Raw genomic sequence first — 26,228 nt, 5'->3', positions numbered from 1 at the left:
GCCTTTCGGGACGTTCAGGAGGTGACGGCGCACTGGCCGCGGTCGGCCTTTCTCGGGCCCTCGGCCGTCGGCCGGATGTCGAAGTCGAAGATCGCGGTGGGGAGGTAGAGGGTGCTGCACGCGTTGGGGATGTCCACGACGCCGCTGAGTCGGCCCTCGATCGGGGCCGAGCCGAGCAGGAGGTAGGCCTGCTCGCCGCTGTAGCCGAAGGTCGTCAGGTAGTCGACGGCGTTGAGGCAGGCGTTCTTGTACGCCATCGTCGCGTCGAGGTAGTGGTTGGTGTCGGTTTCGTGGTCGACGGATATGCCGACGAACGAGATGAACTCGGTGTACTGCGGTGCCACGTTGCCCGGCATGAAGATCGGGTTCGTCGTCACCCCGTACTTCTCCATGCCGCCCTTGATCAGGTCGACGTGAAGGTCGATGAAGCCGCCCATCTCGATGGCGCCGCAGAAGGTGATCTCGCCGTCGCCCTGGCTGAAGTGCAGGTCGCCGCCGGAGAGCAGGGCTCCGGGGACGAGGACGGGGTAGAAGACCCGTGAGCCGCGGGTGAAGTTCTTGATGTCGTGGTTGCCGCCGTTCTCCCGGGCCGGGACCGTACGGGCGCCTTCGGCGGCGATACGGGACGCGGTCTCGCCGTCCGCCGTGCCGGCCAGCGAGTTGTCGGCGAGCGGAGGCAGCGCGAGCGCCGGAACCCGGTGGGGATCGGTGTCGATGAGGGCCTGCTCGCGGGCGTTCCAGCGGGCCAGCAAATCGGCGGACGGTGCGGTGCCGAAGAGGCCGGGGTGGGTGATGCCGGTGTAGCGGACGCCGGGGATGTGCCGGGATGTGGCCTGCTGGCCGTGGAAGTCCCAGACGGCCTTGTACGAGTCGGGGAAGCGGTCGGTGAGGAAGCCACCGCCGTTGTTCTTGGCGAAGACGCCGGTGTAGCCCCAGCCTTGCCCGGAACCTTCTCCTTGCGACTGCGGTACGGGGCCCAGGTCGAGGATGTCCACGACGAGCAGGTCGCCGGGCTCGGCGCCCTCCACCGCGATGGGGCCGCTGAGCATGTGGGCGTGGGTGAGGTCGACGTCGCGGACGTCGTTGGCCGAGTCGTTGTTGCCGATCTGGTTGTCGGTCCAGTCCCGGCACTCGATGCGGAAATCCGAGCCCGGCTTCACGGTGACGGCCGGCGGGATGTCGGGGTGCCAGCGGTTGTGGCCGGGGACCTTCTGGTCTCGCATGGACATGGCTTGGTCGACGCTGAAGACGACTTCGGGCATGAACGGCCTCCAGAACAGGGGGAGTCAGGGCTTGGGCAGCAGGGCGTGCCGGGGGTCGGCGGGCGCAGCCGGGCTGCGGCGGGCCGGGGGCACTTCGCCGACGACGCGTGGTTCGTGGGCGCTGGCCTCGTGGGCGTGCAGGGCGCGGGACAGGGGAGCGGGGGTGCGGGTGAGCATCGGGGCGGTGAAGACCCTGCGGGCCTGGTCTCCGCACGCGCCGCACGGTTCCTCGGGGAGGGCGCGACCCATCGGACGGATCACGTCGAAGGTGCCGCAGCCCGGGCAGCGGTATTGATACGTGGCCATGACGACCAACCTCCAAAAGCTTCGAGAAAAAAGTATTTTCAACCGAAGCAATTAGGCAAGAGGGCAGCGCGTTACGTGCGTGTAAAAGAAGGGCCCACCGCAAGGCCCACCAAGGGGAGGGGGCGGCTACGGCAGCTGCTGGAGCACGTCCCACTGCAGCCCGTCGGCCGCGGCGAGGAACACCCGCTGCTTCAGATGGCGGTCCTGGATCTGCACGGTGCCGCGCGGAGTCTCGTACTCGAGGCCCTCGGCGGTCGCCTGGATGCGGTCCATGTCCATGGTGCCCGCGCGGCGCAGCAGTTCGGTGAGCATGCGCACGCCCTCGTAGCAGGATTCGCCGAGGCTGTTGAGCACCGGCGCCCGGGGCCCGAAACGGCGGAAGTACGCGGCGGCGAAGTCGAGGCCGTACGCGGTCGGCAGGTCCTCGAAGTAACCGGCCGAAGTCATCAGGCCCCGGGTGTTCTCCGGCCCGGTCGCCAGCAGCACGTTCTCCTCGATCAGCGAACTGAACCTGATGTGGTCGCGGTCGAGCCCGGCGGCGGTGAACGCGCGGTTGAACAGCACGGCGTCGTCACCGATCAGCAGCATCAGGACGGCCTCGCAGTCGCTGGCCGCGACCCTGGCCAGGACCTGGCCGAAGTCCTTGGTGCCGAGCGGCACATACATCTCGTCGCAGACCTCGCCGCCGAGTTCGCGCAGATAGCGGTGGGCGGCGCGGGCGGAGGAGCGGGGCCAGACGTAGTCGTCGCCGACGATCGTCCACCGCCGGATGCCGAGTTCGCCGGCGAACCACCGCAGGGCGGGCCGCAGTTGGCGGTTGGGGGTCTCACCGGTGAGGAATACGCCGGGGGACCGCTCGCCGCCCTCGTACAGCGCGGTGTAGACGTACGGAACCCGGCCGTCGATGCGTGGGGCGACGACCTCCCGGACGGCGGAGATGTGCCAGCCGGCCACCGCGTCGACGACGCCGCCTGAGATCAGCGCGTCGATCTCGGTGGCCACCTGCTCGCGCGGCGCCCCGCCGTCGACGAGTACGAGCCGCAGCTCCTTGCCCAGCACTCCCGATTCGGCGTTGACCTCCTCGGCCGCGAGCCGGGCGCAGCACTCGCAGGACGGGCCGAAGATTCCGGCCGGGCCCTGGAGCGGGATCACGAGGGCGACATTCAGCGCGTCCCGGGTCCGGGGGCCTGCCGGAGTGCCGAGCCGGACAGACGCCTTGTCGATCATAGGCGCTCACACTAGCGATTGGTTGCTACGAGAATATTTCGGGGCGACAAGGAAATGACTGTATCGTGGAATCACTCCATGCGATCCGGCCGGTCTGCCGTGCGCCGACGATCGGTGACTATGGCGCCGCAACGACACCGACGAAGCTTTGGCAGGACGATGACGACGACCCCGGCGACGGCCGTATCCGACCTCGACTTCGCGCGGGCGCTCACGCTCGTGGAGCGGAGCGTCGTATCGAGGCTCGGTGAGGCGCTCAAGGCGGAGGGTGCGACGCTCGAGGAGTGGCGCGTGCTGTCGTTCCTGGGCGACGGCACCGGCCACGCGATGACGGAGATCGCCGAGTTCGCACTGCTGTCGGCTCCCACCCTGACCAAGGTGGTCGACCGCATGGTGTCCCTCAACCTCGTTCTGCGCCGGGTGGACGACGCGGACCGGCGACGCGTGCTGGTCTTCGCGTCCGAGCGCGGCAACGAGGCGCTCGGACGCTGGACGGCGGCCGTGGAGCAGGAACAGGAGAGCATCGTGACGGCCCTCGGTGGCGAGGAGGCGGCACTGCTGAGGACTCTGCTCCAGCGGGCGTGGAGACGTCTGGGTTCCTGAGACGACTGTTGAACTTGCCGCCCTGGCCCGGCTGTTGCGGCTCACGTCGTTGTTGTTGCTCGGTTGACGCGGTGATGTTCAGCGCTGGGCCCATTTCGGTGTCCACGTCTCGGCGTCGCGTTGGTCGGGCTGTGCGGATTCCAAGTAGGCTCGGAGGGCGGCCAGTTGGGGATGCGGATTGTCGCCGTGCCAGATCAGCGAGTGAGGGTAGACCGGTGTCGGGCCGTGCACCGGTATGCGCCGCAGGTCGTAGTCGGCGGGCCAGACGAATCGGGTGCCTTCGCCGACGAAGGTCGCCAGGGCCGAGGAGTCGGCGATCATGTCCAGGAGCGGCTCGAGACCGAAGTTGGGGCCGGTCGCGTCGATGGTGAGCCCGAAGGCGAGGGCGAGTTCGTCGTAGTAGGCGGCCCATTCGGTTCCGGTGACGATGCCGGGCATCCAGATCCGGTACCCGGCAAGCGCGGCGGGCGTGACCGCACGGGTGTCGGCGAACTCATGGGCCGGTCCGGTGAGGAGTTGGAGCGGCTCGTCGAGGACGCGGACGGCCTCGACGCCGTCGGGGAGATGCCGCGCGGGCGTCGTGACGGCGCGGAACGATGCGTCGATCGTGCCCGCCCGGACCGCGTCGATGGCCGCGTCGGCGTCCAGGAAGTGGGTCACGACATCGAGTTGGGCTTCCGGATGCGCACGGTGGAAGTCGCGCAGCAGACCTGCCGGCGCGAGCCCCCGGCCGATCACGTCGACGCGCAACGCCCGGCGGCCAGGACGTACGGATGCGGCCGCCCGCTCCTCGGCCCGCAGCAGCTCGCGGGCATGTGGCAGGAACACCCGTCCGTCGACGGTGAGTTGGGCTCCGCGTGCGGTACGGGTGAACAGCCGCACACCGAGGTCCTTCTCCAGCCCGGCGATGCGCTTGGATACGGCCTGCTGGGTGAGAGACAGTCCGGCGGCGGCTTCTCGGAACTGGCCCGCATCCGCGACGGCGACGAAGGTACGTACGGCATCTAGATCCACGCCGACCGACAGTAGTGCACGGACCTCGGCTCACAACGTGCGGTTGTGGCTTCCCGGTCGAGCGGTTGTTTGACCGGTCGGCCTCCCGCTCGCTTGGATCTCGCTGATCAAGGTGAGGTTGTTCCGGCGAGGCAGCGGGGGTGCGCTGGACATGGCGATGGGGCTGGGACGCTCGCTGGGGCGGCAGTTCGGGTGGCTCTGGGCGGCGTATGCGACCAGTACGTTCGGCACGCGGCTCGCGTTCGACGCGTTCCCCCTGATCGCGGTCCTCGTGCTGCACGTCGGGCCGGCCGAGGTGTCGGTGCTGGCGGCAGCGGGGCTTGCCGTGGGGGCGGCGGTGGCGGTGCCGCTCGGCCCGTGGGTGGAATTCCGCCGCAAACGGCCGGTGATGGTCGCGATGGACCTGACCCGGTTCGCGGCGTTGATGAGCGTCCCCGCCGCGTTCGCGCTCGGTCGGCTCAGCTTCGCCCAGCTGCTGGTCGTGGCGGTCGTCGTGGCCGCGGCCGACATCGCCTTCAAGGCGGCGAGCGGCGCATGTCTCAAAGCGCTCGTACGGCCGGAGGACCTGCTCGTCGCGAACGGGCGGTTCGAGTCCACGATGTGGACCGCCACGGCGCTCGGACCGCCGCTCGGCGGGGCCGCGATCGGACTGTTCGGCCCGGTGGCGACCCTCGTGGCCGATGCGGTCAGCTACCTGCTTTCGGCTCTCGGGATCCGCGCGATCGGCGGGAAGGAGCCGCGGCCCGTACGAACCGATGCACCGGGGCTCCGAGCCCGCGACCTGCTCGAAGGGTGGCGGTACATCCTGACGCACCCCGCGCTGCGCCCGCTGTTCTTCAACCAGGTCCTGGTGAGCAGCCTGATTATGGCGACCTCGCCGTTGCTCGCCGTCCTCATGCTCGGCCCTCTGGCATTCGCGCCCTGGCAGTACGGCCTCGCGTTCGGAGCGCCCTGCGTGGGCGGCCTCATCGGCTCACGACTGGCCCGCCCACTCGTGGCGCGGTTCGGACGGCACAAGGTCATGCTCACCGCCGGAACGCTGCGTGCGTGCTGGTTGCTCGGGCTGGCCTTCATCGGCCCCGGCGCCGGCGGGTTGGTGCTCGTCATCGCCGTCGAACTGGGGCTGATCACCTGCATGGGCGTGTTCAACCCGGTGTACGCCACCTACCGCCTCGAGCACACCCCGACGGACCGAGTCGCCCGCACCCTGTCCGCGTGGTCGGTCACCACCAGCGCCACCGTCGCGGCCATGACCGCCCTGTGGGGCGTACTGGCCGGCATCACGAGTCCCCGCACCGCGATCGCGATCGCCGGCCTCCTCATCCTCACAACCCCCCTCCTCCTGCCTCGGCGTGACTACCCGTCAGAGCACGTACGGGAAGGGGCCGACAGCCGGACCTGACCCGTCGCAACTGATGCGACGGCCGGCTCAGCCCATCAACTCCCAGGTATTAGTGGGCGCTTCATCGTTTCAACACCTTTCGGAGATCACGGTGTCAACGAGGTGCCGAGAGTCTGTTGCGGGCATGCCAATCATGCCATCATCATGCGGCCCACACCGTGGCCGATCAGGAGGACGCGTTGAAGACGAGTTCACGGATCCGCAGAGCAACTCTCATACTCGGCAGCGCCGTTGCGCTGGTCGTCGCCTTCCCCGGCACTGCTCTCGCGGCCCCGCCGCGGTCCTTGCCCGCCAACGCGGAAGCACTGGAGCAGACGTTCCAGCCGGCGTACGACTACGACACGGACGGCTGCTACTCCACGCCCGCCATCGGCCCCGACGGGACCGTCAACGGCGGCCTCAACCCGACCGGATCCCTCAACGGCGAGTGCCGCGACGCCTCGGACCTGGACAACACCAACGGGTACTCCCGCTACAAGTGCAACAACGGCTGGTGCGCCATCATGTACGGCCTGTACTTCGAGAAGGACCAGGCCGTGGCCGGCAGCAGTCTCGGCGGACACCGTCACGACTGGGAGCACGTCGTGCTGTGGGTGCAGAACAACCAAGCCATGTACGTGTCCACTTCGGCACACGGCGGCTTCAGCGTCCACGGCCGTGACCAGATCCGCTGGGACGGGAACCACCCCAAGATCGTGTACCACAAGGACGGCGTCAGCACGCACGCCTTCCGCCCCGCGACCGCGAACGACGAGCCGCCGGAGAACCACAAGGGCACCTGGCAGTATCCCCCGCTGGTCGGCTGGAACGGCTACCCCGCGGGTCTGCGCGACAGGCTGAGCCAGGCCAACTTCGGCAGCGCCAACTTCGGCCTCAAGGACGGCAGTTTCAACAACCACCTCGCCGCGGCCAAGCCGGCCGGCATCGCTTTCGACCCCAACGCCTGACGTACGACGCCGGAGGCGCCGCCGCACCCCAGCGCAGATGACAATCCGTCAGTCAGTCCTCGGCGGACTGGGTTTCGGTCCGGGGCGGCGCCGTCGGCTCCGGTGCTTCCGGGGCCGTGTAGAAGACGGACGAGCCCTGCTTGGTGCGGTGGGCCTGGCTCTTGGCCACGAGTCCTTCGAGCGAGGTGCGTACGACGGTGGTCTTGATACGACGCTCGGGGTGGGCCTGGCCGAGCGCGCTGGCGATTTCCGCCGCGGAGCGGGGTTCGCTCTGCTCGCCGAGATGACGGCGGATGAGCTCAACGAGCGTGGGCTGGGCGGACTTTGAGGCTTCGGCCTTGGCTATGGGCTCGACTTTGGGCTGGGCTTTGGGCTTCTTGGCCGCTGCCTTCTTGGCTGCTGTCGTGCCGCCCTGTGCGGTGGGGTCCTTCTTCGTCCCGGCTCGCTTTCCGGGGCCTGACTCGGTCGCGGCCTTCGGACTCTTCCGCCTGGGAGTGGAAGGGGTCGCGGGTGCCGTGGCGTCTTCGGGCGGCGCAGGCTGAGTGGGCGCCTCCGAGCCGAGCGCCTGCTGCATGTTCACGAGCACGGTGTGGTCATGCTGCAGGGCGAGCAGTTGCTCCTGCAGCGCGCTGATCTCCGCGCGGATGCGTTCCTGTTCCTTGGTGTTGCGGTCGAGGTCACCGACCACCTGGGCGAGGTACTGCGACGTCAGTTCAGTGGCTGGGGGAGTGCTTTGAGTCATGGTGCTGACCTTCCTCGTTGCTTCGCGAGCCGCACTTGCAGCGGGGCGCACCGGCGTAGAGATGTACGTACGGACGGCGCCGGTTGTTCCCCCGAAGTTACGCCAGGCGCTGTGGACCTACGTCCTTGGTACCGGTCCTGCCTGGGCCCGCGGCCCGATCCGCCGCCCCGAGACGGGGTGCCCAGGCCGTCCGCGGCCGCTCATCCGCGGCGTGACACCACCGCCCCGCTCGCAAAGCAAATCGCCGCGCGGCCGGGCCGCCCCCGCACATGGTGGGGGAGTGCCCGGCCGCGCGGCACCTGAGCGCTACGCGCCGCTCTCCCTGAGCATGTCCTCACGCTCGACGATCTTCACGCGCTCCCGGCCCTCGGGCTCGCCCAGCGCCTTCTCCGCGGCGTCCAGCCGGTACCAGCCGTCCCACGTCGTGAAGCGGACGTTCCGCTCGGCGAGGAACGCGTCCACAGCCTCCGGGGCGGGCGAACCGGGCGTGTGCAGACGGCCGCCCGCGTAGTCGTCCAGCAGGTTGGCGACCGTCTCGTTGGCATCGCCCTTGGTGTGACCGATCAGGCCCACGGGACCGCGCCGGATCCAGCCCGTGACGTACGTCGACTGCAGGTGCGCACCGGTGTCCTCGAGCACCCGGCCGCCGCTGTCCGGCACCGTGCCCGACTCGACGTCCCAGGGCAGCTTGGGCAGCTTGTCCGAGAGGTAACCCACCGCGCGGTAGACCGCGGTGACGTCCCAGTCCTTGAACTCGCCGGTGCCCTTGACGTTGCCGGTGCCGTCGAGGGTGGTGCGTTCGGTGCGCAGGCCGGCGACGCCGCCGTCCTCGCCGAGGATCTCGCTCGGCGACTCGAAGAAGTGCAGGAACACCTTGTGCGGCCGGTTTCCGACATCGCGGATCGCCCAGTTCTCGAGCGTCTTGGCGACCATGTCGGCCTGCTTGTTGCCGCGTCGCGTCTCGATCGATCCCTCGTCGTAGTCGATGTCCTCGGGGTCGACGATCACCTCGATGTTGGGGGAGTGGTCCAGCTCCCGCAGCTCCATCGGACTGAACTTCGCCTGCGCCGGTCCACGGCGGCCGAAGACGTGGATCTCGCGAGCCCGGTTGGCCTTCAGTCCGTCGTGGACGTTCGGCGGGATCTCGGTCGGCAGCAGCTCCTCGGCCGTCTTGGCCAGGATGCGCGCCACGTCGAGCGCCACGTTGCCGACACCGAGCACGGCGACCTTCTCTGCCTCCAGCGGCCACGTCCGCGGGACGTCCGGGTGGCCGTCGTACCAGGAGACGAAGTCCGCCGCGCCGTACGAGCCGTCGAGGTGGATGCCGGGTATGTCGAGCGCCCGGTCGGCCGTCGCCCCGGTGGAGAAGACCACGGCGTCGTAGAAGGTGCGCAGATCGTCCAGGCTGATGTCGCTCGGGTAGTCGACGTTGCCGAAGAGACGGATCTGCGGCTTGTCGAGCACCTGGTGCAGGGCCTTGACGATGCCCTTGATGCGGGGGTGGTCGGGGGCCACGCCGTAACGGATCAGGCCGAACGGGGCGGGCATCCGCTCGAAGAGGTCGATGGACACGCCGGGTTCGGCGGCCACTTCGGACTTCAGCAGCGCGTCGGCGGCGTAGATCCCGGCGGGGCCGGCTCCGACAATGGCTACCCGCAGGGGGCGGGGCATGATCAGGTTCCCTTCGAGTGATGAACAGGCAACTCGTCGGCAACCCTAAACTAAGGCAAGCCTAACTTGGTACGAGGGTCCGGCCTATGACCTCATAAAGCAGCCTTATGGCAGACAGGGAATCCCGGTCAGTACGGCTCTGTCAGCCGGGCCTCGGCCGCAACCAGGATCTCCGTCACCCGCAGGCCGAAGGCGGCGTCGCACGCATGCGGACGGCCGGTGCGGGCAGCGACGAGGAGGGCGTCGGCGGCCCGGATCAGAGCCTGGACCGGTCCTTCGGTGGAATCGGGCAGGACGGTCGCTCCCGCCTTGCCGCGCAGTTCGAGCGTGGCTCCGGCAGCCGCGGGCGGTGCGGTGAGGCTGAGAGTCAGGGTGCTCGACGCCCCGCCGATGTGCTGAAGGACCAGGTGGACGGTGTCCTTCGGGCCGCGTGCGGCGGCCGCCACCCGCTCGACGTCGCCGAGAACGGGCAGCAGTACGGACAGGGCATGCGGGCCGACGTCCCACAGGCCGCCCTTCTCCCGTCGCCACGGCGAGTCGGCGAACGGGCTGTCGCCGGTGAACACCGAACCGAGCCACTCTGCGCGTCCCGTGAACCACCCGTCCACAGCGGCCTGTTCGGAAATCCAGGCCTCGGTGGCGCTCTGGAAACGGGCCGTGAAGAAGACCACCGAGGCGACACCGGCCTCCCCGACCGCCTCGACGACCGCCCGCCCCTCCTCGACGCTCGCCGCGAGGGGCTTGTCGAGCAGCAGATGGCAGTTGGCCCGCGCCGCGCGCGCCGCGAGCGGGGCCTGAACGGAGGGAGGCAGGGCAATCGCGACGGCGTCCACCTCGGCGAGCAGGGTGTCGACGTCCTCGTACGCGCGTGCCCCGTGCCGTTCGGCCAGTGCCTCGGCCGCGTTCCTGCGCCTGCCCCACACGCCCACGAAATCGAGTTCGCGGTGCTCGCTCAAGGCGGGGGCATGGGCCATCTCGGCCCACGGTCCTGTACCGAGCAGTCCGATGCGCATGCCGCCGCCTCTCCTCATATGTGTGCGCTGAGCCTTTCACGCAGGCCCTGAGCGTACGCAATCACCAGTCGTCCCAGGGTCAGACCGCCCTCAGTAGGCGCTTCACGTCTCGACTGCACAATTTGCCTAAGGGGATTAGGCAACAGCATGATTGGTTATGCCGAACGGGAGGAAGAACATGACACGCGTAGGGCTGACAGCCGAACGCCTCACCCGGGCGGGAGCCGAACTGGCCGACGAGGTCGGCTTCGACCAGGTGACCGTCTCCGCGCTCGCCAGGCGCTTCGATGTCAAGGTCGCGAGCCTGTACTCGCACCTGAAGAACTCCCAGGACCTCAAGACCAGGATCGCCCTGCTCGCCCTGGAAGAACTCGCCGACCGGGCCGCCGACGCCCTGGCCGGGCGGGCCGGCAAGGACGCCCTCGCGGCCTTCGCGAACGTCTACCGCGACTACGCCAGGGAGCACCCCGGCCGCTACGCCGCGGCCCAGTTCAGGCTCGACCCTCAGGCGGCGGCCGCGAGCGCCGGGGGCAGACACGCGCAGATGACGCGGGCGATCCTGCGCGGCTACGACCTGACGGAACCGGACCAGACCCACGCGGTCCGGATGCTGGGCAGCGTCTTCCACGGCTACGTCAGCCTGGAGTTGGCCGGCGGCTTCAGTCACAGCGCCCCCGACTCACAGGAATCCTGGTCGCGAATCCTGGACGCCCTGGACGCGCTGCTGCGGAACTGGCCCGCGCCCTGAGGCACCAGGCGGCGACCGCCGCCCACGCCGGACATCGGCGTATCCGAGCAATCCGGGAAATCCGTGTTCTACGACCATGCTGATCAACAGGCGGAGGCCATGCACCCCAACCCCGACTGGACCACCACGCCCATCACCCCCGAACTCATCCGCGGCGCCCTCGACTTGGAGACCACCCAACACGGCGTGCTGCCACACCGCCTGCCCGCCCGAGCCCGCGCCCAGTGCACCGACCCACAACTCGCCATGGTGGAGTCCCAGCCCTCCGGCGTACGACTGCTCTTCCGCACCCGTGCCACCACCGTCGAACTGGACACGCTGCCCACCAAGCGGACCTACCAGGGTGCCCCGCCCCGCCCGGACGGCGTGTACGACCTGCTCGTCGACGGCCGGCTGACCGGCCAGGCCACCGTGACCGGCGGCAACACCGTCACGATCGACATGACCACCGGAACCGCCGAGCACCAGCCGGGCCCGCCCGGCACCCTCAGCTTCACCGACCTGCCCGACGGCATCAAGGACATCGAGATCTGGCTGCCGCACAACGAGACCACCGAACTGATCGCCCTGCGCACCGACGCCCCCGTCGCGCCCATGACGGACCGGGGCCGCAAAGTCTGGCTGCACCACGGCAGTTCGATCAGCCACGGCTCCGACGCCGCGAGCCCCACCAACACCTGGCCCGCACTGGCCGCCGCCCTCGGCGGCGTGGAACTGATCAACCTCGGCCTGGCCGGCAGCGCCTTGCTCGACCCCTTCACCGCCCGCGCGATACGGGACACCCCCGCCGACCTGATCAGCCTCAAGCTCGGCATCAACCTGGTCAACCTCGACCTGATGCGCCTGCGCGCCTTCACCCCCGCCGTGCACGGCTTCCTCGACACCATCCGCGAGGGCCACCCCACCACACCGCTGCTGGTCGTCTCGCCCATCCTGTGCCCCATCCACGAGGACACACCCGGCCCCGGAGCCTTCGACTTCAGTGCGCTCGCCGTCGGAGCGCTGCGTTTCCGGGCGACCGGCGACCCCGCCGAGCGAGCCACGGGAAAACTGACGCTGGGTGTCATCCGGGAGGAACTGTCCCGCATCGTGCGCCAGCGGTCCGCCGACGACCCCCACCTGCATTACCTCGACGGTCGCGACCTCTATGGCGAGAGAGACTTCGCCGAGCTGCCCCTGCCCGACGAACTCCACCCCGACGCCGCCACCCACCGCCGCATCGGCGAACGCTTCGCCGAACTGGCCTTCACCACGGGCGGCCCCTTCACCGGCCACAACGCGTGAAGCACGTACTCCGGGACCTCACGGGCGTACGGCGGTGACGAGCCAGTAGCGGCCCAACAGCCGTACGCCACTGTCGTCCTGATACGTGCCGAAGGCCTCCGCCGCGGCCTGCCGGGCACGCTCCTCCGCCGCGGAATCGGCGTCCGCCTCGCGCAGCCAGTGCCGCAGCGGCCCGAAACCGAAGAGGAACCCTGTCGCGTCGCCGGCGTCCTTGCCCCAGTACTGCGGTGCTTACACGCCCTCGACGGCCACGTCGTCGAAGCCGGCGTCGGCCAGGACCCGACGGGTGTGGCCGGGGTCCGCGAAGGCCTGCGGGCCGGGACCGGTGGAGTGCGACAGATCGGACAGCCGTACGTGCTCCCCGATCGCCGCGAAGACCGTGGACTGGTCCATGCGCCCGAACTCCTGCGGACAGACGAAGGCGAGCCGCCCGCCCGGGCGCAGAGCGCGGCCGATGTTGCCGAAACCCTCGACCGGATCGGCGAAGAACATGATGCCCAAGCGACTGACGGCGACGTCGAACGCGGCCTCCTCGAAGCCGTACACCTGCGCGTCGCCCCGTACGAACTCCACCTGGTCGAGACACTCGGCCGCGGCGCTCGCCCGGGCCCGCTCCAGCATGGGCGCCGACAGGTCGATGCCCAGGGCGTACGCGGCGCGGCCGGCAGCCAGGCGGGTTGTGCGGCCGTTGCCGAAGCCGATGTCGAGAACGCGGTCGGCCGGCGTGATGGCCGCCGCGTCGAGGAGTGGTGTGTTGGCCCCGTCGTTGAGGGCGTCGTAGCGGGCCTGGTGGTCGGCCCAGTGCCGGCCCTCGTATCCGTTCCAGGCCGCGGCCTGCTGGGAGTTCACCACGTCCTCGGGGGCGGGCGGGCTGATGCACGAGAGGTACCTATTTCGTGAGAGGTCTCTATGAATTTATGGGGTGATTGAACACTCCGGGGTTCGGCTCCGTATGGGGGCAGGGGATTGTCATGCCCGGCCTCCGACGAACCGTAGGAGTAGTCCCGTGAGACGCAACACGCGAAGACGCCCAACAGGCGCACGACGCACGACCTTTGCGGCGGTCGCGCTGATGTTGGGAGGAGGTGCGCTGGTAGCGGCGAACGTTTACGCCACGGCCACCGAGAGCGGCTCGGGTCAGCAGCCGGGTCAAAGCCAGGCCGACCAGGTTCTGGCTTCGGGTGCCGCCACGATCGACTGCCCGGACGTCGGCACCAAGTTGACGGCGGTGCCGGACCAGGCGAGGGCGGAGGTCGACAAGCAACTTGCCCTCCTGGACAAGCAGATCGCCGAGGCCTACCAGCGACTGCAGAACTCGGCGCAGGCCGCTCAGCAGGACGCCGGCTTCGCCGACAACGCGATCATGAATCCGCTGAAGGACAAGCGGACCGCGACGATCGAGCGGATCGCGATCGCGATCGGGCGTGTGGGGGAGCGCCCGCAGGGTCTTGAATCTCTTGCCGCCTGTACGTTGCGCGCCACCGGTAACGAGGCCGGCGGCAGCGAGAACGGCGACCAGGCGGGCAACGGCCAGGACGCGGGCGACGCCAATCAGGACGACCAGGGCCAGGACCAGGGTGACGGCCAGGACGGCCAGGATCAGGGTGACCAGCAGGGTGGCAATGGCGGTCAGGCCGCCGGCGCGCCCGTGGCCGAGGACTTCACCGACATCACCACCGTGCAGCCCAACGTGGCGAAGGCGCAGCAGCAGAGCAACGCCTCCCGCGGCACCTTCACCACCAGTTGTGGTGTGAACGCCAACGGCCTGTTCAACTCGGACAACGTGATCGTGGCTCCCGGCGTCACCAACGGCGCCCACCACTTCCACGACTACATCGGCAACCAGGCCAACGACGCTTTCGCGAGCGACGAGGACCTGGCGAACGGTGACACGACGTGCGTGGACCAGGGCGACAAGTCCACGTATTACTGGCCGGTGTTGCGTCTGCAGAACGGCGTGCAGGAGCAGGACGCGAACTCGCCGGGCGGTGGCAGCGAGGGCAACGTCGGTGAGATCGTCACGCCCAAGAAGGTGACCTTGAACTTTGTGGGCAACCCGCAGAGCAAGGTCACCGAGATGCCGCGGCTGCTGCGCATCATCACGGGTGACGCCAAGGCGTTCGTCAACGGCACCGCGAATGCCAATGCTTCGTGGAGCTGCACCGGGTTCGAGGACCGGCAGCTGAAGGACAAGTATCCGCTCTGTCCCCAGGGCAGTGACGTGGTGCGCACCTTCAAGTTCCAGAGCTGCTGGGACGGCCGGAACATCGACAGCGCGAACCACCGCACTCACGTGGCGTTCGCTGACGCGAACGGCAACTGTGCGAACGGCTTCCAGGCGATCCCGCAGCTGGTGCAGCGCATCGTCTACGACGTCGACGCGCCGAGCCTGAAGGACGGCGGTCGTACGGTTCCGCTGTTCGCGGTGGACTCCTTCCCCGAGCAGGTGCACAAGCCGGTCACGGACCACGGCGACTTCATCAACGTCTTCGACGAGGACCTGATGAAGGAGATGGTCGAATGCATCAACGCCGGCCGGAAGTGCGGCGTGGGCGGCGACGCGGGTGCGGGCGCCGGTGAGGAGCCGCAGGACAAGCCGACGGAGGACCCTCAGGACAAGCCGACGGAGAATCCTGACGACGCGTCCGGTGACAACGGCGGGAACGGCGAGGCGGATGCCGGCAACGGCGACAACGCCGGAGACGCCGGGGACACGGACACGCCGGAGACGGCCACGAAGGCGCCGGAGGCCGAACCCGAGGTCGGCTCCGCGCCCACCAACCGCCCGGACCCCGAGGTGTACACGACGCCCTCGCCCGCCCAGAGCGATCCGGCCACGTCACCGGCGGAGGGCTCGGACAGCGGCAGCGGTGGTGAAGGCGACGACTCGGATCAGGCGTCGAACGCCGACGGGAACGATCAGGCGGCCGGTGCACAGACCGAACCGCAGGGGGGTTCCGGCTCTCTCGCCGAAACGGGTACCCAGCTGTGGCCGGCCGCGGCCGGAGCGGTGCTCGTGATCTCCGGCTTCGTGCTGTTGCGCCGTATGAGGCGCAGTTCGTACTGACGCCTTTCGCCGGACGGCATCGGGCGGCGACCGGACCTGCATCGGCAGGTCCGGTCGCCGCTTTTGTACGTGGGCGATGCGGGGCACCTCCGGCCTGCGACGCCGGTGACGTCGGGGCTCGGCTCACGCGGTGGCGGTCAGACCGGCACCGTAAGGGTGGCTGTGTAACCCTTGTCGACGCTGCCTTCGACCGTGGCCATCTGCTGGTCGTAGCCGTCGCTGAAGATCATGTCGCTTTCCAGGGAGATCTGGCCGAGGTTCTGCACGCTCTGCTCGTAGCCGTCGCTCGCGTACACCGTGTCGCAGACGTCCTTCGGCAGGGCGAGCTGTGAAGTCGCCGTGATGGACGTGGCCTTGGTGGCGTCGTCCAGGCTGCCGTACACCTCGAAGTGGATGTGCGGCCAGCGGCCCGTGTAGCAGGCCGGGAAGATGCTGGTGAACGTGACCTGGCCTTTGGAGTCGGTCTCTTGCACTCCTCGCAGGTAGTTCTCCTCGGTGACGCTCTCGGAGTACAGCGAGTAGTTGCCGTCCCGGTCGCAGTGCCAGAGATAGACTGCCGCGCCTTCTTTCGCCGTATCGCAGCCGGAGGCGGCGTCGACGACGGTGAGGGTGATGGTCAGGGCCACGCCTTCGGCGGTGCCGCTCGCGGAGCCGAAGCTGGAGGTGATGTCCGAGCGTACGACGCCGCTTTCCTTGAGGACGTTGACTCCGTTGGACCCGTCGCCGGGGTAGGGCCCGGCCGTCTCACCCGGGATGGTTTCGCAACTCGCCCCGGAAGCCCCTGAGGAGGCCGCGGCAGACGAGGCCGAGGAGGTCGAGGACGAGGACCCGGCGGTGTCCGCATCGTCACCGCTGCAGCCCACCACCGGGACCAGGCTCACGCCGGCCAGCAGCCGGATCATCTTGCGGCGGTGAAGCGTGGGGAGGTCGAAGGAGAGACCCCTGTCGTGGTCGTGGAGTTCTTCGCTCATGACTGCTCGCCTTTGCTCTTCTGTGTCGCCCGTTGGGTGTGCGTGACAGTAAGGGCGCCACCTGTGAAGCATCCACGAGCCGGCTGTGCGTTGCCCAGGTGGCCACCGGCGAAGTACCTCCTGGGCAGAGTGTTCAGCGGCGATCGAGCGGCCCGGCATCGCGCTCATCGCCTGATATGCCCCCGCGATATCGGCAGCCGCGCCCTCCGATCAGGGGCGCGACACCACGCGGCGCACGGTCCGCTACACGGTCGGTTGGAAGATCACGCCCCAGGACGAGGCCGCCATCGCACAGCTTCCCGCAAGCGCGTGGGAGACCTCACTGGCACAGGAGGCGAGTTTCAAGAGGGTTACCACGTTGCGGAGTTGACCGGTGTGAACGCGCCAGATCCAGTTCCTTGATGCTCGCCGCGAACCTCGCGGCCGATCTCAATGCCTGGCTCCGTCTGCTGACCCTGCACGACAGCGAGGACCTCGCCGGCACCGAGCCGGACACCATGCGCTTCCGCCTCTACCACCTGCCCGCCCGCCTGGCCCGCCACGCCCGCCGCCGCTACCTGCGCATCGAGAGGACCTGGCCCTGGGCAACGGCGTTCACCACCAGATGGACGAGGCTCACCCGGCTTCCGGCCACCACCTGACCATCCGAAAGACCTCGACATTCTCCACGCCATCTTCGCAGCGCCCTGTCTGACCACGTTCCGCCGTCTCGATGAACTCGGTCTGGAAGCCGTCGGGCAACGCCTTGAGCCGGATCAGGCGATGATCGAGTGCCGGGTCGCCGAGCCGCGTTCACCGATTAGCAGCCAGCACTGCCGCGAGGCCCTCTTGCAGATCTTTGACGAAATACTCGGGAACCTCCAGCGACGGGAAATGTCCCCCGCTTTCGGGCGACCTCCATCGGACGATCTGTCGGTACCGCTCCTGTGCCCAGGGGCGCGGACACTTCTCGATGTCGCGGGGATACATGGTGAGTGCTGACGGGACGTCGACCCGAAGTTCGGGATCGAGCGAGTTGTGGCTTTCGTAGTAGATGCGGGCCGCCGATGCGCCGGTCCGCGTCAGCCAATACAGGGTGACGTCGTCAAGAACGCGGTCTCTGGGAAGCGTCTCGAACGGGCTGTCTTCGGTGTCTGACCACTCGGCGAACTTGTCAAGGATCCAGGCAAGAAGCCCGACCGGTGAGTCGACGAGCGAGTAGCCGATGGTCTGCGGTCGGGTCGCCTGCTGCTTCGCGTACGCCGCGTGCTGGCGCCAGAAATCGCGGGTTTCCTCGGTCCACTTGCGCTCGACCGCCGTCAGCCCGTCCGTTGTCAACCCGGGCGGTCCCTCCGCGAACGTTGTGTGGATGCCGAGAACGTGCGCCGGGAACCTGCCGCCGAGAACCGTGGTGATATTGCCTCCCCAGTCGCCGCCGTGGGCTGCGAACTTGCTGTAGCCGAGCCTTCCCATCAGTTCCACCCATGCGGCCGCGATCTTTTCGGTTCCCCACCCGGTGGTGGCCGGCTTGTCGCTGTAGCCAAAGCCCGGTAGCGATGGAACCACGACGTGGAACGCCGGCGCGTCTGCATCTTTCGGATCTGCCAGTTCGTCTACTACATCGATGAACCGAGCAATGCTGTCCGGCCAGCCGTGCGTCAAGATCAGAGGAGTGGCATCTGTGCGCGCGGATCGGCGGTGCAGGAAGTGGATTCCCAGATCATCAATCGTCGTGCGGAACTGGCCGATTCGGTTAAGGCGTTCTTCGAACGACCGCCAGTTGTACCCGGTGCGCCAGTAGTTCACGACATCGACGAGGTCGGCGAGAGGAACGCCCTGTTCCCATCGGCGAGGGCCGGGCGCGGCGCGATAGACCGTCTCGGCCTCCGGTAGTCGCGCCGCGGCCAGTCGCGCGCGCAGATCGCCGAGGTCAGCGTCGGTTGCGTGGGCTTCAAATGCTTGCACGTCGCTGGTTGGACGGGGCATGAGACCTCCTGGCCATCGCGGAACCGGCTGCGAACCGTCGCGAACCGGCTTAGACGGTTCTACCATGCCTTCATGCCAGCGTGGAACCTGCTAAGGTGGTTCTATGCGTGCTGGGTTCCCTGACTTCCGCCTCGGTAACGTGCTGGCGACCAGCTTCACGGGGACTCTGTCGGAGCGTCATGGTGACGCTGTGGAGCGCATACCCACGCCGCACCGACTCGTCGACTGGCTGGCAGTGAACGGCCTCGCCGTGGACTCCTGCGCCACCGCCCAGCTCGAACTCGCTCGGGAACTGAGGGAGTCGATTCACGCCGCCGCGACAGCGGCCGCACTCCAGGACGCTCTCCCTGCGTCTGCTGTCCAAGTCATCAATGACTGCAGCGCTCAGGGTCGGGCCGCGGCGATCCTGACGCCCGAGGGTAAGCGGCGATGGCGGCTCAGCTCGGCTTCCTGCGTGGAAGATGCCCTCAGCGTGATCGCCGCCGACGCGATCAGCATCATCGCAGGCGAACGAGACGGAAAATTGGCCTTGTGTGCATCACCAACCTGCCAAGCCGCTTTCTTCGACACCAGCCAAAGTCGCACCCGCAAATGGTGTGACATGAACACGTGCGGGAATCGACAGAAGAAGGCGCGCTTCAATGCCAACCAGCGCAAAAACCCCAGATCAGCGGAGTGATCGTTACTTCGGTACATCCAAGTGGCCCCACGCCTACGAGACATCTGTCGCGTTGGTTGCACCCCAACGGCACCCACCGGCGATCGTGAAGCTGGGGGAGAACGTCTGGGAGGAGTTCACCCCCTTCCTGCGGTTCGACACCGAGATCCGCCGCATCGTCCGCACGACGAACGCGATCTGGGTGTTGTACTCCTATCACTGCTTGGGGAGTTGCTCCCCCCAAGCAGTGTATGAAGCGGTCCGTCCTGACTCTGAACGCGATTGACGGCGATTCAGTTGTCCTGGATTCGAAGTGTCGGGCGGGCCGTTGGCGCGGCCCCCGGGCGCCTGGCTTGAAGAGAGCCTGTCCGACTCAACCCAGATCTGCCGACGTCGCGGGGGCCGCGCTGCCACCGTATCGGCAGCAGGGGAGGAACAGGAGTTGGAACCACGCCACGGCGTCGCAGGAATCGACCCGCACAAGCGCACCGCCACGATCTGCCTGGTCCATCAGCGAGGTGAAGCGGAACACGCCGCTTCCTTCGCCGTCACGCCCGACGGGATCACCGAGCTGCTGGGCTTCCTCGGCGACAGCGAGCTGGTGATCGACCGGATCGGCGTCGAAGGATCATCCGGCCTGGGTCAGCCGCTCACCCTGGCCCTGGCCGCGGCCGGATACGACGTGCGGGAAGTGCAGCCCAACCGCGCCGCAGAACGCCGCAGGCGGCGACGCCGCGCCAAGACCGATATCGAAGACGCGGAAGCGATCGCCCGCGAGACCCTGGCCGACCCGCACCTGCCCCCGGCCGGCAAGCACGCCGCGCCGGACGCTGCCTGGGACGAACTCACTGCCATCCACGACTGGCGGTCCTCCCTCATCCTGCAGCGAACCCGCCAGCTGACGGAAGCCGAGGCCGTTCTCGTCGCGCTGCCCCTGGACATACGAGCCGAACTCCCCGCGACCAGCAGAGTATTGCCCCAACTCGAGGCACTGGAGACCGTCGTCGACCACCAGCCTGAGATGGCTTCGGCGACCTTGACGCGCCTCAACCGGCTGGCCGCCGCGCTCGACGACATCTGCCGGCTGACCCGGCGGATCAAGGACCTCGACAAGAAGATCCCCGCGCTGCTGGCCGCCCTGGGCTGCACACTCACCGAGATCTGCGGCATCGGCACCGTTACCGCCATGGACCTGCTGGTCGAGGTCGGAGACCCGTGCCGGTTCCGCACCGAGGCCCAGTTCGCCCGCTGGTGCGGTGCTGCTCCGTTGGCCGTCTCCTCCGGCGAGGGCCACGGCCGGGCCCGCCGCCACCGGCTCGACGTCGGCGGCAACCGCAAGGTCAACTCCGTGCTGCACACCATCCACGTAACCCAGGTCCGCTGCCACGAGCCAGCCCGATCCTTCATGGCCAGAAAGACCAGCGAGAACATGCCCAAACGGTCCGCGCGCCGAGCACACAAGCGCCAACTTGCCAACGTGATCATCCGTCATATGTGGAGAGACGCAGAACAGAGCCCGGCCCAACCGCCCGCGCGCACCGCAGCTTGACAAGAGAGCTTCGCGTCGGTGAACGCGCGGATCCGCCGGGCGGTCAAGGCCCGCGGACACGTCCCCAATGAGCAGGCCGCAAAATGCGTCTACATGGCGATCATGTCGCCCGATCCCACCGGCAAAGGTCAGGCTCGTTGGACCATGCGCTGGAAGACCGCTCTGAACGCCTTCGACGTCACCTTCGATGGGCGCGGACCTACGGGGACAGAAACAACCAACTGACCGGCGTCATCGGCTTCACGGCCGCCTCCGCCCTCGGGGGCGCGGCCCTGAACACCGGGCATGCGGATCGGTGCCCGTGCCCTGCGGGGCATCCTCGGCGCCACCTTCCGCATGGCGTAGTACGCCGACACCCATGGGTACTGAGCAGCAAGAGCTCGCCTCGCTCCAAGGAGCCACGCGCCAGACCACATCGACTGAGACGACGCCCCGCATCCGCGCTCGCCTTCCAGGTTTCTGTCTGCCCTGGAAGACGTGACGGGACGCCTTGTGAGCTGAGTCTCAGACCCACCAGGGCCGCAGATGCCGGGCATAGTTCCTCAGCGGTGGCAGGTCAGTTGATCGACTCGCAGCCACTACGGTCGCCGGTGATCTCCCGATACCGCGGGAACTTCAGGTACTGAGAACTCTGAGTGCCGTACTGGCCGTCAGCAGTGATGTTCTCCTGCCCCTGGGCGGACGCGAGGGCGCTTCGCGTGGCCGAACCGAATACGCCATCGGTCGCAAGTCTGAACCCGTAGCAAGAGTTGAGCGAGAACTGGAGCCACTCGGCGCCCTTTCCCGCGCTGCCGTAGTCCATCCAGCAGTTGGCGGTTCTGTCGACGCCGCTCTGGTAAGCCGGCCGGGTGATGGAGTACCCAGGGGTAACCCCGACGCTCGTGACCTGATTGCTGTTGCACTGCTCAGTGTATGCCGCCGTCGCGGAGGGTGCGACGGCCATGGCGCCGCTGAGCGGGCTGGCTGTAAGGGCGCCGATGGTCAGAATGCCCGTGGTCCACCGAGTCGAGCAGATGGTCATGAACACGCCTCTCAGATGGGGGCCCGGTTCTCCGGCCTCGCCCATGGACCTTGGGGTCATCGTCGGCTTCGGACTCTGTCATCCGTGCGGGGAACTTGTCAGTGGTGCAGAGCTTCAGGATCCGTATCGGGCGAGGGGGCAGGGCGACGTCGTCGTGCCTGCATCGGTTCTGTTGCCGTCGATGAACTCCGCAGCGACGTCAGTCACCTGAACCCGCATCAAGCCGGACAGGTCCTCTGAACGACATTGCCCTGGCCCCAGACCGGGCGTTCCAAGGTCGGCCACGCGAAACGGGGCCGCGCGGAGGCCATCACGCCAAGGAGCGGGGGTGGTTCTGGTCGCGCCAGGCCCGAGGCGAGATTCCGTATGCCTGTTTGAACACCTTGCTGAAATGGGTCGCGTCCGCGAAGCCCCACCGTCGTCCTATGGCTGCGATGGTCCGCAGTCGGCCGTTCGGGCCGGCCAGCTCTCGCCTGCATTCGGCCAGGCGGCGTGCGCGGATCCAGTCTCCGAGGCTGATGCCCGACCGGGACAGCACCGCATAGAGGTGACGTACGGAGATGTCATGTGCGGCGGCGATCCGTGCCGCCGACAGATCGGGATCAGCCAAATGCTTCCGAAGGTATTGAGTGATCCGCAGGCTGAGTGTCGCCTCCAACGGTGTCCTGGCCAGGCTGGAGTTGCCGTGCTGGGACGTCAGGACGGCACGCAGGAGTTCGACCTGGGTCCCACGACGGCGTCGGCGTGCACGCCCTGGTGCAATGCGTCGCTGACGGCCAGTTGGGAGAAATAGGTGAAGGCCAGGCGCGCAACGGGGTTGTCGGATCCCAGCGGGACCGCGGTGATGTCCCGGAGCAACCGGTCGGGGAGCGCGAGTGCTGCGCGGGGGAAACGGATGAAGCGGTGGTCGACTCCCTCGTCGAAGAGAAGTGTGTAGGGAGCGATCGATTCGTAGACGGCGAATTCCCCCGGCCTCAGCAGACACTCGCGACCGTTCTGCACCACCACGCTGCATCGCGGGCGTCCGGCGCCGCAATTTATGATGATCGAATGCTGACGTTCACCGATGTCATTCTCGACTGCCCCGATCCCTGGAAGCTGGCCGAGTTCTACGCTGAGCTGCTGGGCTGGGAGATCAACACCGACATCAGCCGGAAGGACTGGGTCAACCTGCGCAACGACGGCGTCGAGCTGTCGTTTCAGCGGGTGGAGAACTACCAGCGGCCCAGCTGGCCTGGCCAGGAGCATCCGCAGCAGTTCCACCTCGACTTCGAAGTGGACGAGTTCGAGCCCGAGCAGCGCCGGGTGATCAAGCTGGGGGCCACCCTTCAAAAGAGCTTCGTCGGCGAGTCCGGCTACGGCTGGCAGGTCTACACCGACCCGGCCGGGCATCCGTTCTGCCTGTGTCGCAACCCTCCCCGGTCCTGACCGCACACGACGAGAAACCGCCCCGGCTCCCAATGGAGCCGGGGCGCCGGTCTCCAGTAGCTGGCCCATCTCGGGCAGGACGAAGCCCCGCAGGTCTCGATTCCACAGGTCAGCACCACGAGGATGCGCATCGGCGCTGGTTCTCCACGTTGGGCGCCGCAGCTGTTGAGGCCCGCAGAGATCGAACGGAACACGTACCCACAGCGTCTGACGTACAACCGCCTCGCAAGACAGCCAGAAACTTGTCGGCTAGATGACTCTGATCGGCCCGGACACTGCCAACTGGACGGGCTGAGCACGTGGGACGCGGGCAACTTCACGAACAAGCCGACCGCCGGCTGCCCGAACTAGGGCGTGTATCGGAAGTGGATCAAGTTGTAGCGGCGAGCTCGACGAGGTGACGGGCTGTGCCAGCAGGGTCGATGATCTGATGGAGGTGTGCGCCAGGCAGGTGTGCCACACGCCAGCCGCGTTCGCCCGCCTGGTCGGCGTGGTCGTCATACGGAGGGCCGAACAGCAAGTAGGAGCAGGGGTGGTCGTCCCAGCCGTCGGGGACCGGGATGTGCTGCTCGTAGTAGGACAGCGGCAGGGTGGGCTGCTCCTCGATGACTGTCTGCCGCATCGTCGGATCGGTGAACATGGGTGCGACCTCTGCCTCGTCCCACCAGTCGGTCCAGCGTGGCAGCCTGCCGTTCACGGCCATCGGGCGGAGGAACTCCAGCAAGTCGGGTGTGGCGACAGGGGTCGGTCCGGTCTGGGCTGGCAGCGCGGCATCGACGAAGATGGAGCTGGTCACCGGATGGTCGAGGCCCGAGCGGATCGCCGGGAGAAACAGGCCCGCGTTGCTGTGTGCCACCAACGTAACGGGACTGTCGGCCGGGAGCTGCCGGAGGTGGTCGCGGACGGCGTCGACGATGCGGGGCCAGAAGGGCGGAGCGCCGGCGCCTATGTGCAGCAGGGACGGCACCCGTACCTGATATCCGGCCGTAGTCAGGTGTTCGGCCACTGGGTGCCAGGTCGAGGGGCCTACGGACGGGCTGTGCACGAGAACGAAGATCGGCTGCATGTGACGATCCTGTCGCTCATGCCGTCGTAGGCGCGACAGTCTTGGCTGACAGCAGAACGCTTCGCTTCGAGGAAGCCCATGCGCCGTCACAGCATGGCCCGTTCACAACCATTCGTTGATGGCCGCTACGAGGACGGTGGCCTCGTAGCGGACCGCGAGCTTGTCGTACCTCGTGGCCACGGCCCGGTGCCTCTTGAGGCGATTGATGCCGCACTCGACCGCGTGACGCGCCTTGTAGTCCTCGGGGTCGAACTTCGGTGGCCGGCCACCCCGGGAGCCGCGTTTCTTGCGGTTGCGGGCCTGGTCGGCCTTGTCCGGGATGGTGCAGCGGATGCCACGCGTGCGCAGGTAGGCCCGGTTCTTGCGGGAGGCGTACGCCTTGTCGGCCCGCACCCGCCTCGGCCGGGTCCGCAGCCTTCCGAGCTCGAGGCGGGGCACCCGGACGCGCCCCAGGACCGGCTCGAACTGCGGGGAGTCACCGCGCTGACCGGCCGCGATCACGATCGACATGGGCTTCTGCCCTTGCTCGACGGCCAGGTGCAGCTTGGTGCTCAGACCACCGCGCGAGCGTCCGAGCCCGTGGTCGTCCGGCTCGACGGTGAGCCCGCCGGGCGGCTCCTTCTGCAGATCCCCCTTTTCCGTGCCCCGGCGGCGTGCTGGTGGGCCCGGCAGACCGTGGAGTCGACGTTGAGGTCCCAGATGATCAGGCCCTTGGCATCGGCCCGGGCCTGGAGCGCGGTGAAGATCCGCTGCCAGGTGCCGTCCCGCTGCCAGCGGCGGAACAGGTCGTACACCCGGCCCCATGGCCCGTACTCCTCGGGTACGTCCCGCCACGGGATGCCGGTGCGGACCCGGAAGCGTATGCCGTCGATCAGTTGCCGCCTGGTCCATATCGGCGGCCGTCCTGGCTTCCTGCCCTTCGGCAATAGCGGCTTCAGCACCGCCCATTGCCCGTCCGTAAGATCTCCGCGTGCCACGAACCAAGATCATCTCACGTGCGAGATCCACTTTCGATGGACCCTAGAGCAGAACAAGGGGGTCTCCGGCCCGCACCTGTCCTGGCGACACGACCGTGGCAAGCCCATCCAACCGCATGTCGTGCGCTTTCGTGATGGCCCGCAATACCAGCGGGGAGTGGGGGAGGTCCTGCTGAGCCTCGTTGGTCATCACGCATCGCTCACTCGATCGCACGAACTCAATGCACACCGCGTCGCCTATCCGCGCCTTGCTCCCGAACCACTCGTCCTCCACGAACGGAGGAGTGCCTGGTGGAGTGCGTATTAGGAGGTTCGGCCGGAAGCGTCGCTCATCGACGGGAACATCGGGCACCGCCGAACGCATCCAGTCAAGGGTGGCCGTGGTCAACACGCTGATAGGCAGCTGGTCGAAGTGAGAGATTGCCCCCTCGCGAGCTACCTCGACGTCCTCGCGACCGAGGTAACGACGAAGATAGGCACTCCGATCCGGTACCACCGCGCCTCGCGGGTCGAGCAGTTCAGGCTCACCAACGTCGTCCACGTAACGGGAACGCAGATGCAGCAGGCCCGGCATCCTGCGGAAGCGACGAGTGGTCTTCCCCGAGCCGAACTTGCCCTGAGCGTCGCGCACCGCGAAGAGACGGTCGCCGACAAACCCCCTAGCCTCAACCTCCGCCCGGTGGAGCAACTCACCCCCTGTCGACTTGATCGGATACCGCCAGATCCGTTCGATCACGCCCGCCTCGATCACCATCCGGATGAGGCTACAAGAGCGAGGGCGTACTCACTTTCGATACACGCCCTAATACGACATCCGCAGCTGTCGGCAGTCCTGGTCACCATGTCCGTCGCCTGCACCTCGTCGAGCGACAGCGACGGCGGCGAGTCCGCGTCGTCCTGCGCGTACCGAGCCGAGTACCAGAACCGCACGTACTCGGGCGCAGAGTCCAGGGGTTTCACCCTCGGGAACAAGCTCGGTGCCGCCGCCCTTCCGCCGTGCGACGACACGCCGAGCGATGACAGCGACGGTCAAAAGACGCCAACCTCGACGACCGCCTATGCGATCGAGGGGGGGATCCCAGCATTGCCATCGCATTGGAACAGGCGTCTGATGACGTCATCTTCGTCAACGTCGACTCCGACACGAAGCTGCCTGAGATCAAGAAAATGATTCAAGGCTCGTGATGCTTGAGTGCGGGACGTCGGCGCGCAGGTCGCGTTGGTGTGTAGCGGTTGGGTGACTGACGTCGTTCCCCGCTGTGCGGGCGCAGTTGGCGGGTCTCAGCCGGAGACGGGTCGTGTTGGTG

Annotated in this window: 24 protein-coding genes and 3 pseudogenes; 12 read left to right on the top strand and 15 right to left on the bottom strand. The window is 67.8% G+C overall.

Translation table 11 applies throughout. The features are described 5' to 3' along the window. Window positions 1-14 precede the first annotated feature (14 nt). From fmdA to ABD357_RS04075, 3 genes are all read right to left on the bottom strand, one after another. Window positions 15-1,262 carry a formamidase gene (gene fmdA, locus ABD357_RS04085; RefSeq protein WP_344387523.1) on the bottom strand — a complete coding sequence of 416 codons (1,248 nt, stop codon included), beginning with the start codon at window positions 1,260-1,262 and terminating at the stop codon, window positions 15-17. Window positions 1,263-1,286: 24 nt separating this feature from the next. Further along, a complete protein-coding gene (locus ABD357_RS04080; RefSeq protein ID WP_344387522.1) occupies window positions 1,287-1,568 on the bottom strand; it encodes an FmdB family zinc ribbon protein in 282 nt (93 codons plus the stop codon). 126 nt (window positions 1,569-1,694) lie between these two features. Next, complete coding sequence (locus tag ABD357_RS04075) at window positions 1,695-2,795, bottom strand: substrate-binding domain-containing protein (RefSeq protein WP_344387521.1); 1,101 nt, start codon at window positions 2,793-2,795, stop codon at window positions 1,695-1,697. Between the two features lie 159 nt (window positions 2,796-2,954). Here ABD357_RS04075 and ABD357_RS04070 point away from each other — a divergent pair, with 159 nt between their 5' ends. Beyond that, on the top strand, window positions 2,955-3,398 hold the full coding sequence (locus ABD357_RS04070; protein WP_165342690.1) for a MarR family winged helix-turn-helix transcriptional regulator: 444 nt from the start codon (window positions 2,955-2,957) through the stop codon (window positions 3,396-3,398). A gap of 78 nt (window positions 3,399-3,476) precedes the next feature. Here ABD357_RS04070 and ABD357_RS04065 read toward each other — a convergent pair whose 3' ends face one another. Beyond that, window positions 3,477-4,412, bottom strand: a complete 936-nt coding sequence (locus ABD357_RS04065; RefSeq protein WP_344387519.1) for a LysR family transcriptional regulator — start codon at window positions 4,410-4,412, stop codon at window positions 3,477-3,479. A 157-nt stretch (window positions 4,413-4,569) separates the two neighbouring features. Here ABD357_RS04065 and ABD357_RS04060 point away from each other — a divergent pair, with 157 nt between their 5' ends. Together ABD357_RS04060 and ABD357_RS04055 are read left to right on the top strand one after the other, a co-directional pair. Then, window positions 4,570-5,814 (top strand): MFS transporter, encoded by a 1,245-nt coding sequence (locus tag ABD357_RS04060; RefSeq protein ID WP_344387543.1) that lies wholly within the window; start codon window positions 4,570-4,572, stop codon window positions 5,812-5,814. Between the two features lie 179 nt (window positions 5,815-5,993). Continuing rightward, window positions 5,994-6,761: an NPP1 family protein gene (locus tag ABD357_RS04055; protein ID WP_344387518.1), complete on the top strand. Its 768-nt coding sequence runs from the start codon at window positions 5,994-5,996 to the stop codon at window positions 6,759-6,761. A 52-nt stretch (window positions 6,762-6,813) separates the two neighbouring features. On the opposite strand, the gene ABD357_RS04050 is transcribed toward ABD357_RS04055, so the two are convergent. From ABD357_RS04050 to ABD357_RS04040, 3 genes are all read right to left on the bottom strand, one after another. Further along, window positions 6,814-7,503, bottom strand: coding sequence for a hypothetical protein (locus ABD357_RS04050; RefSeq protein WP_344387517.1), 690 nt, complete (start codon window positions 7,501-7,503; stop codon window positions 6,814-6,816). Window positions 7,504-7,809: 306 nt separating this feature from the next. Continuing rightward, the gene (locus ABD357_RS04045; protein ID WP_344387516.1) at window positions 7,810-9,174 is read right to left on the bottom strand and encodes an FAD-dependent oxidoreductase; all 1,365 of its coding nucleotides are present in this window, start codon (window positions 9,172-9,174) and stop codon (window positions 7,810-7,812) included. Between the two features lie 128 nt (window positions 9,175-9,302). Then, complete coding sequence (locus ABD357_RS04040) at window positions 9,303-10,187, bottom strand: Gfo/Idh/MocA family protein (RefSeq protein ID WP_344387515.1); 885 nt, start codon at window positions 10,185-10,187, stop codon at window positions 9,303-9,305. Window positions 10,188-10,365: 178 nt separating this feature from the next. On the opposite strand from ABD357_RS04040, the gene ABD357_RS04035 reads away from it, so the two are divergent. Then, a complete protein-coding gene (locus ABD357_RS04035; protein WP_344387514.1) occupies window positions 10,366-10,935 on the top strand; it encodes a TetR/AcrR family transcriptional regulator in 570 nt (189 codons plus the stop codon). 99 nt (window positions 10,936-11,034) lie between these two features. Next, window positions 11,035-12,219: a GDSL-type esterase/lipase family protein gene (locus ABD357_RS04030; protein ID WP_344387513.1), complete on the top strand. Its 1,185-nt coding sequence runs from the start codon at window positions 11,035-11,037 to the stop codon at window positions 12,217-12,219. Window positions 12,220-12,450: 231 nt separating this feature from the next. Here ABD357_RS04030 and ABD357_RS04025 read toward each other — a convergent pair whose 3' ends face one another. Further along, window positions 12,451-13,068 (bottom strand): class I SAM-dependent methyltransferase, encoded by a 618-nt coding sequence (locus tag ABD357_RS04025; RefSeq protein ID WP_344387512.1) that lies wholly within the window; start codon window positions 13,066-13,068, stop codon window positions 12,451-12,453. Window positions 13,069-13,291: 223 nt separating this feature from the next. Between ABD357_RS04025 and ABD357_RS04020 the strand changes: the two genes are divergently transcribed. Next, a complete protein-coding gene (locus ABD357_RS04020; RefSeq protein ID WP_344387510.1) occupies window positions 13,292-15,286 on the top strand; it encodes a DUF1996 domain-containing protein in 1,995 nt (664 codons plus the stop codon). A gap of 137 nt (window positions 15,287-15,423) precedes the next feature. Here ABD357_RS04020 and ABD357_RS04015 read toward each other — a convergent pair whose 3' ends face one another. Further along, window positions 15,424-16,257 carry an intradiol ring-cleavage dioxygenase gene (locus ABD357_RS04015; protein ID WP_344387509.1) on the bottom strand — a complete coding sequence of 278 codons (834 nt, stop codon included), beginning with the start codon at window positions 16,255-16,257 and terminating at the stop codon, window positions 15,424-15,426. A gap of 401 nt (window positions 16,258-16,658) precedes the next feature. Here ABD357_RS04015 and ABD357_RS04010 point away from each other — a divergent pair, with 401 nt between their 5' ends. Continuing rightward, window positions 16,659-16,898, top strand: coding sequence for a transposase (locus ABD357_RS04010; protein ID WP_344387508.1), 240 nt, complete (start codon window positions 16,659-16,661; stop codon window positions 16,896-16,898). A gap of 151 nt (window positions 16,899-17,049) precedes the next feature. On the opposite strand, the gene ABD357_RS04005 is transcribed toward ABD357_RS04010, so the two are convergent. Next, entirely contained in the window at window positions 17,050-18,222 is a 1,173-nt protein-coding gene (locus ABD357_RS04005; protein WP_344387507.1) for an epoxide hydrolase family protein, read from the bottom strand. Window positions 18,223-18,325: 103 nt separating this feature from the next. Between ABD357_RS04005 and ABD357_RS04000 the strand changes: the two genes are divergently transcribed. The 3 genes and pseudogenes from ABD357_RS04000 to ABD357_RS44535 all read left to right on the top strand — a co-directional run. Further along, window positions 18,326-18,901 carry a CGNR zinc finger domain-containing protein gene (locus tag ABD357_RS04000; protein WP_344387506.1) on the top strand — a complete coding sequence of 192 codons (576 nt, stop codon included), beginning with the start codon at window positions 18,326-18,328 and terminating at the stop codon, window positions 18,899-18,901. A 421-nt stretch (window positions 18,902-19,322) separates the two neighbouring features. Then, complete coding sequence (locus ABD357_RS03995) at window positions 19,323-20,429, top strand: IS110 family RNA-guided transposase (protein WP_425584736.1); 1,107 nt, start codon at window positions 19,323-19,325, stop codon at window positions 20,427-20,429. A 15-nt stretch (window positions 20,430-20,444) separates the two neighbouring features. Then, window positions 20,445-20,654, top strand: a pseudogene (locus ABD357_RS44535) (IS256 family transposase); the annotation flags it as partial. Window positions 20,655-20,985: 331 nt separating this feature from the next. On the opposite strand, the gene ABD357_RS03990 reads toward ABD357_RS44535, so the two are convergent. Next, window positions 20,986-21,450, bottom strand: coding sequence for a peptidoglycan-binding domain-containing protein (locus ABD357_RS03990; protein ID WP_344387505.1), 465 nt, complete (start codon window positions 21,448-21,450; stop codon window positions 20,986-20,988). Window positions 21,451-21,760: 310 nt separating this feature from the next. Continuing rightward, window positions 21,761-22,461: pseudogene (locus ABD357_RS03985) on the bottom strand (helix-turn-helix domain-containing protein); the annotation flags it as partial. Between the two features lie 39 nt (window positions 22,462-22,500). Here ABD357_RS03985 and ABD357_RS03980 point away from each other — a divergent pair. Continuing rightward, on the top strand, window positions 22,501-22,878 hold the full coding sequence (locus ABD357_RS03980; protein WP_344387504.1) for a VOC family protein: 378 nt from the start codon (window positions 22,501-22,503) through the stop codon (window positions 22,876-22,878). A 370-nt stretch (window positions 22,879-23,248) separates the two neighbouring features. Here the strand turns inward: ABD357_RS03980 and ABD357_RS03975 are convergent, their stop codons facing one another. From ABD357_RS03975 to ABD357_RS03965, 3 genes are all read right to left on the bottom strand, one after another. Next, on the bottom strand, window positions 23,249-23,944 hold the full coding sequence (locus ABD357_RS03975; protein WP_344387503.1) for an alpha/beta fold hydrolase: 696 nt from the start codon (window positions 23,942-23,944) through the stop codon (window positions 23,249-23,251). A gap of 102 nt (window positions 23,945-24,046) precedes the next feature. After that, window positions 24,047-24,921 (bottom strand): IS5 family transposase gene (locus tag ABD357_RS03970; protein ID WP_425584735.1). Its coding sequence is split into 2 segments (ribosomal slippage): window positions 24,047-24,531 and window positions 24,531-24,921, totalling 876 coding nucleotides; the frame shifts between segments, so codons are not numbered across the junction. Between the two features lie 43 nt (window positions 24,922-24,964). After that, entirely contained in the window at window positions 24,965-25,675 is a 711-nt protein-coding gene (locus tag ABD357_RS03965; protein ID WP_344387502.1) for an MOSC domain-containing protein, read from the bottom strand. Between the two features lie 87 nt (window positions 25,676-25,762). On the opposite strand from ABD357_RS03965, the pseudogene ABD357_RS44530 reads away from it, so the two are divergent. Then, window positions 25,763-26,106 (top strand): annotated as a pseudogene (locus ABD357_RS44530) (DUF6281 family protein). Window positions 26,107-26,228 lie beyond the last annotated feature (122 nt).

This window comes from Streptomyces vastus, assembly GCF_039532825.1.
Lineage (GTDB): Bacteria > Actinomycetota > Actinomycetes > Streptomycetales > Streptomycetaceae > Streptomyces > Streptomyces vastus.
Note: the sequence above shows the minus strand (reverse complement) of the source record. Positions and strands in the feature narration are given on the sequence as shown.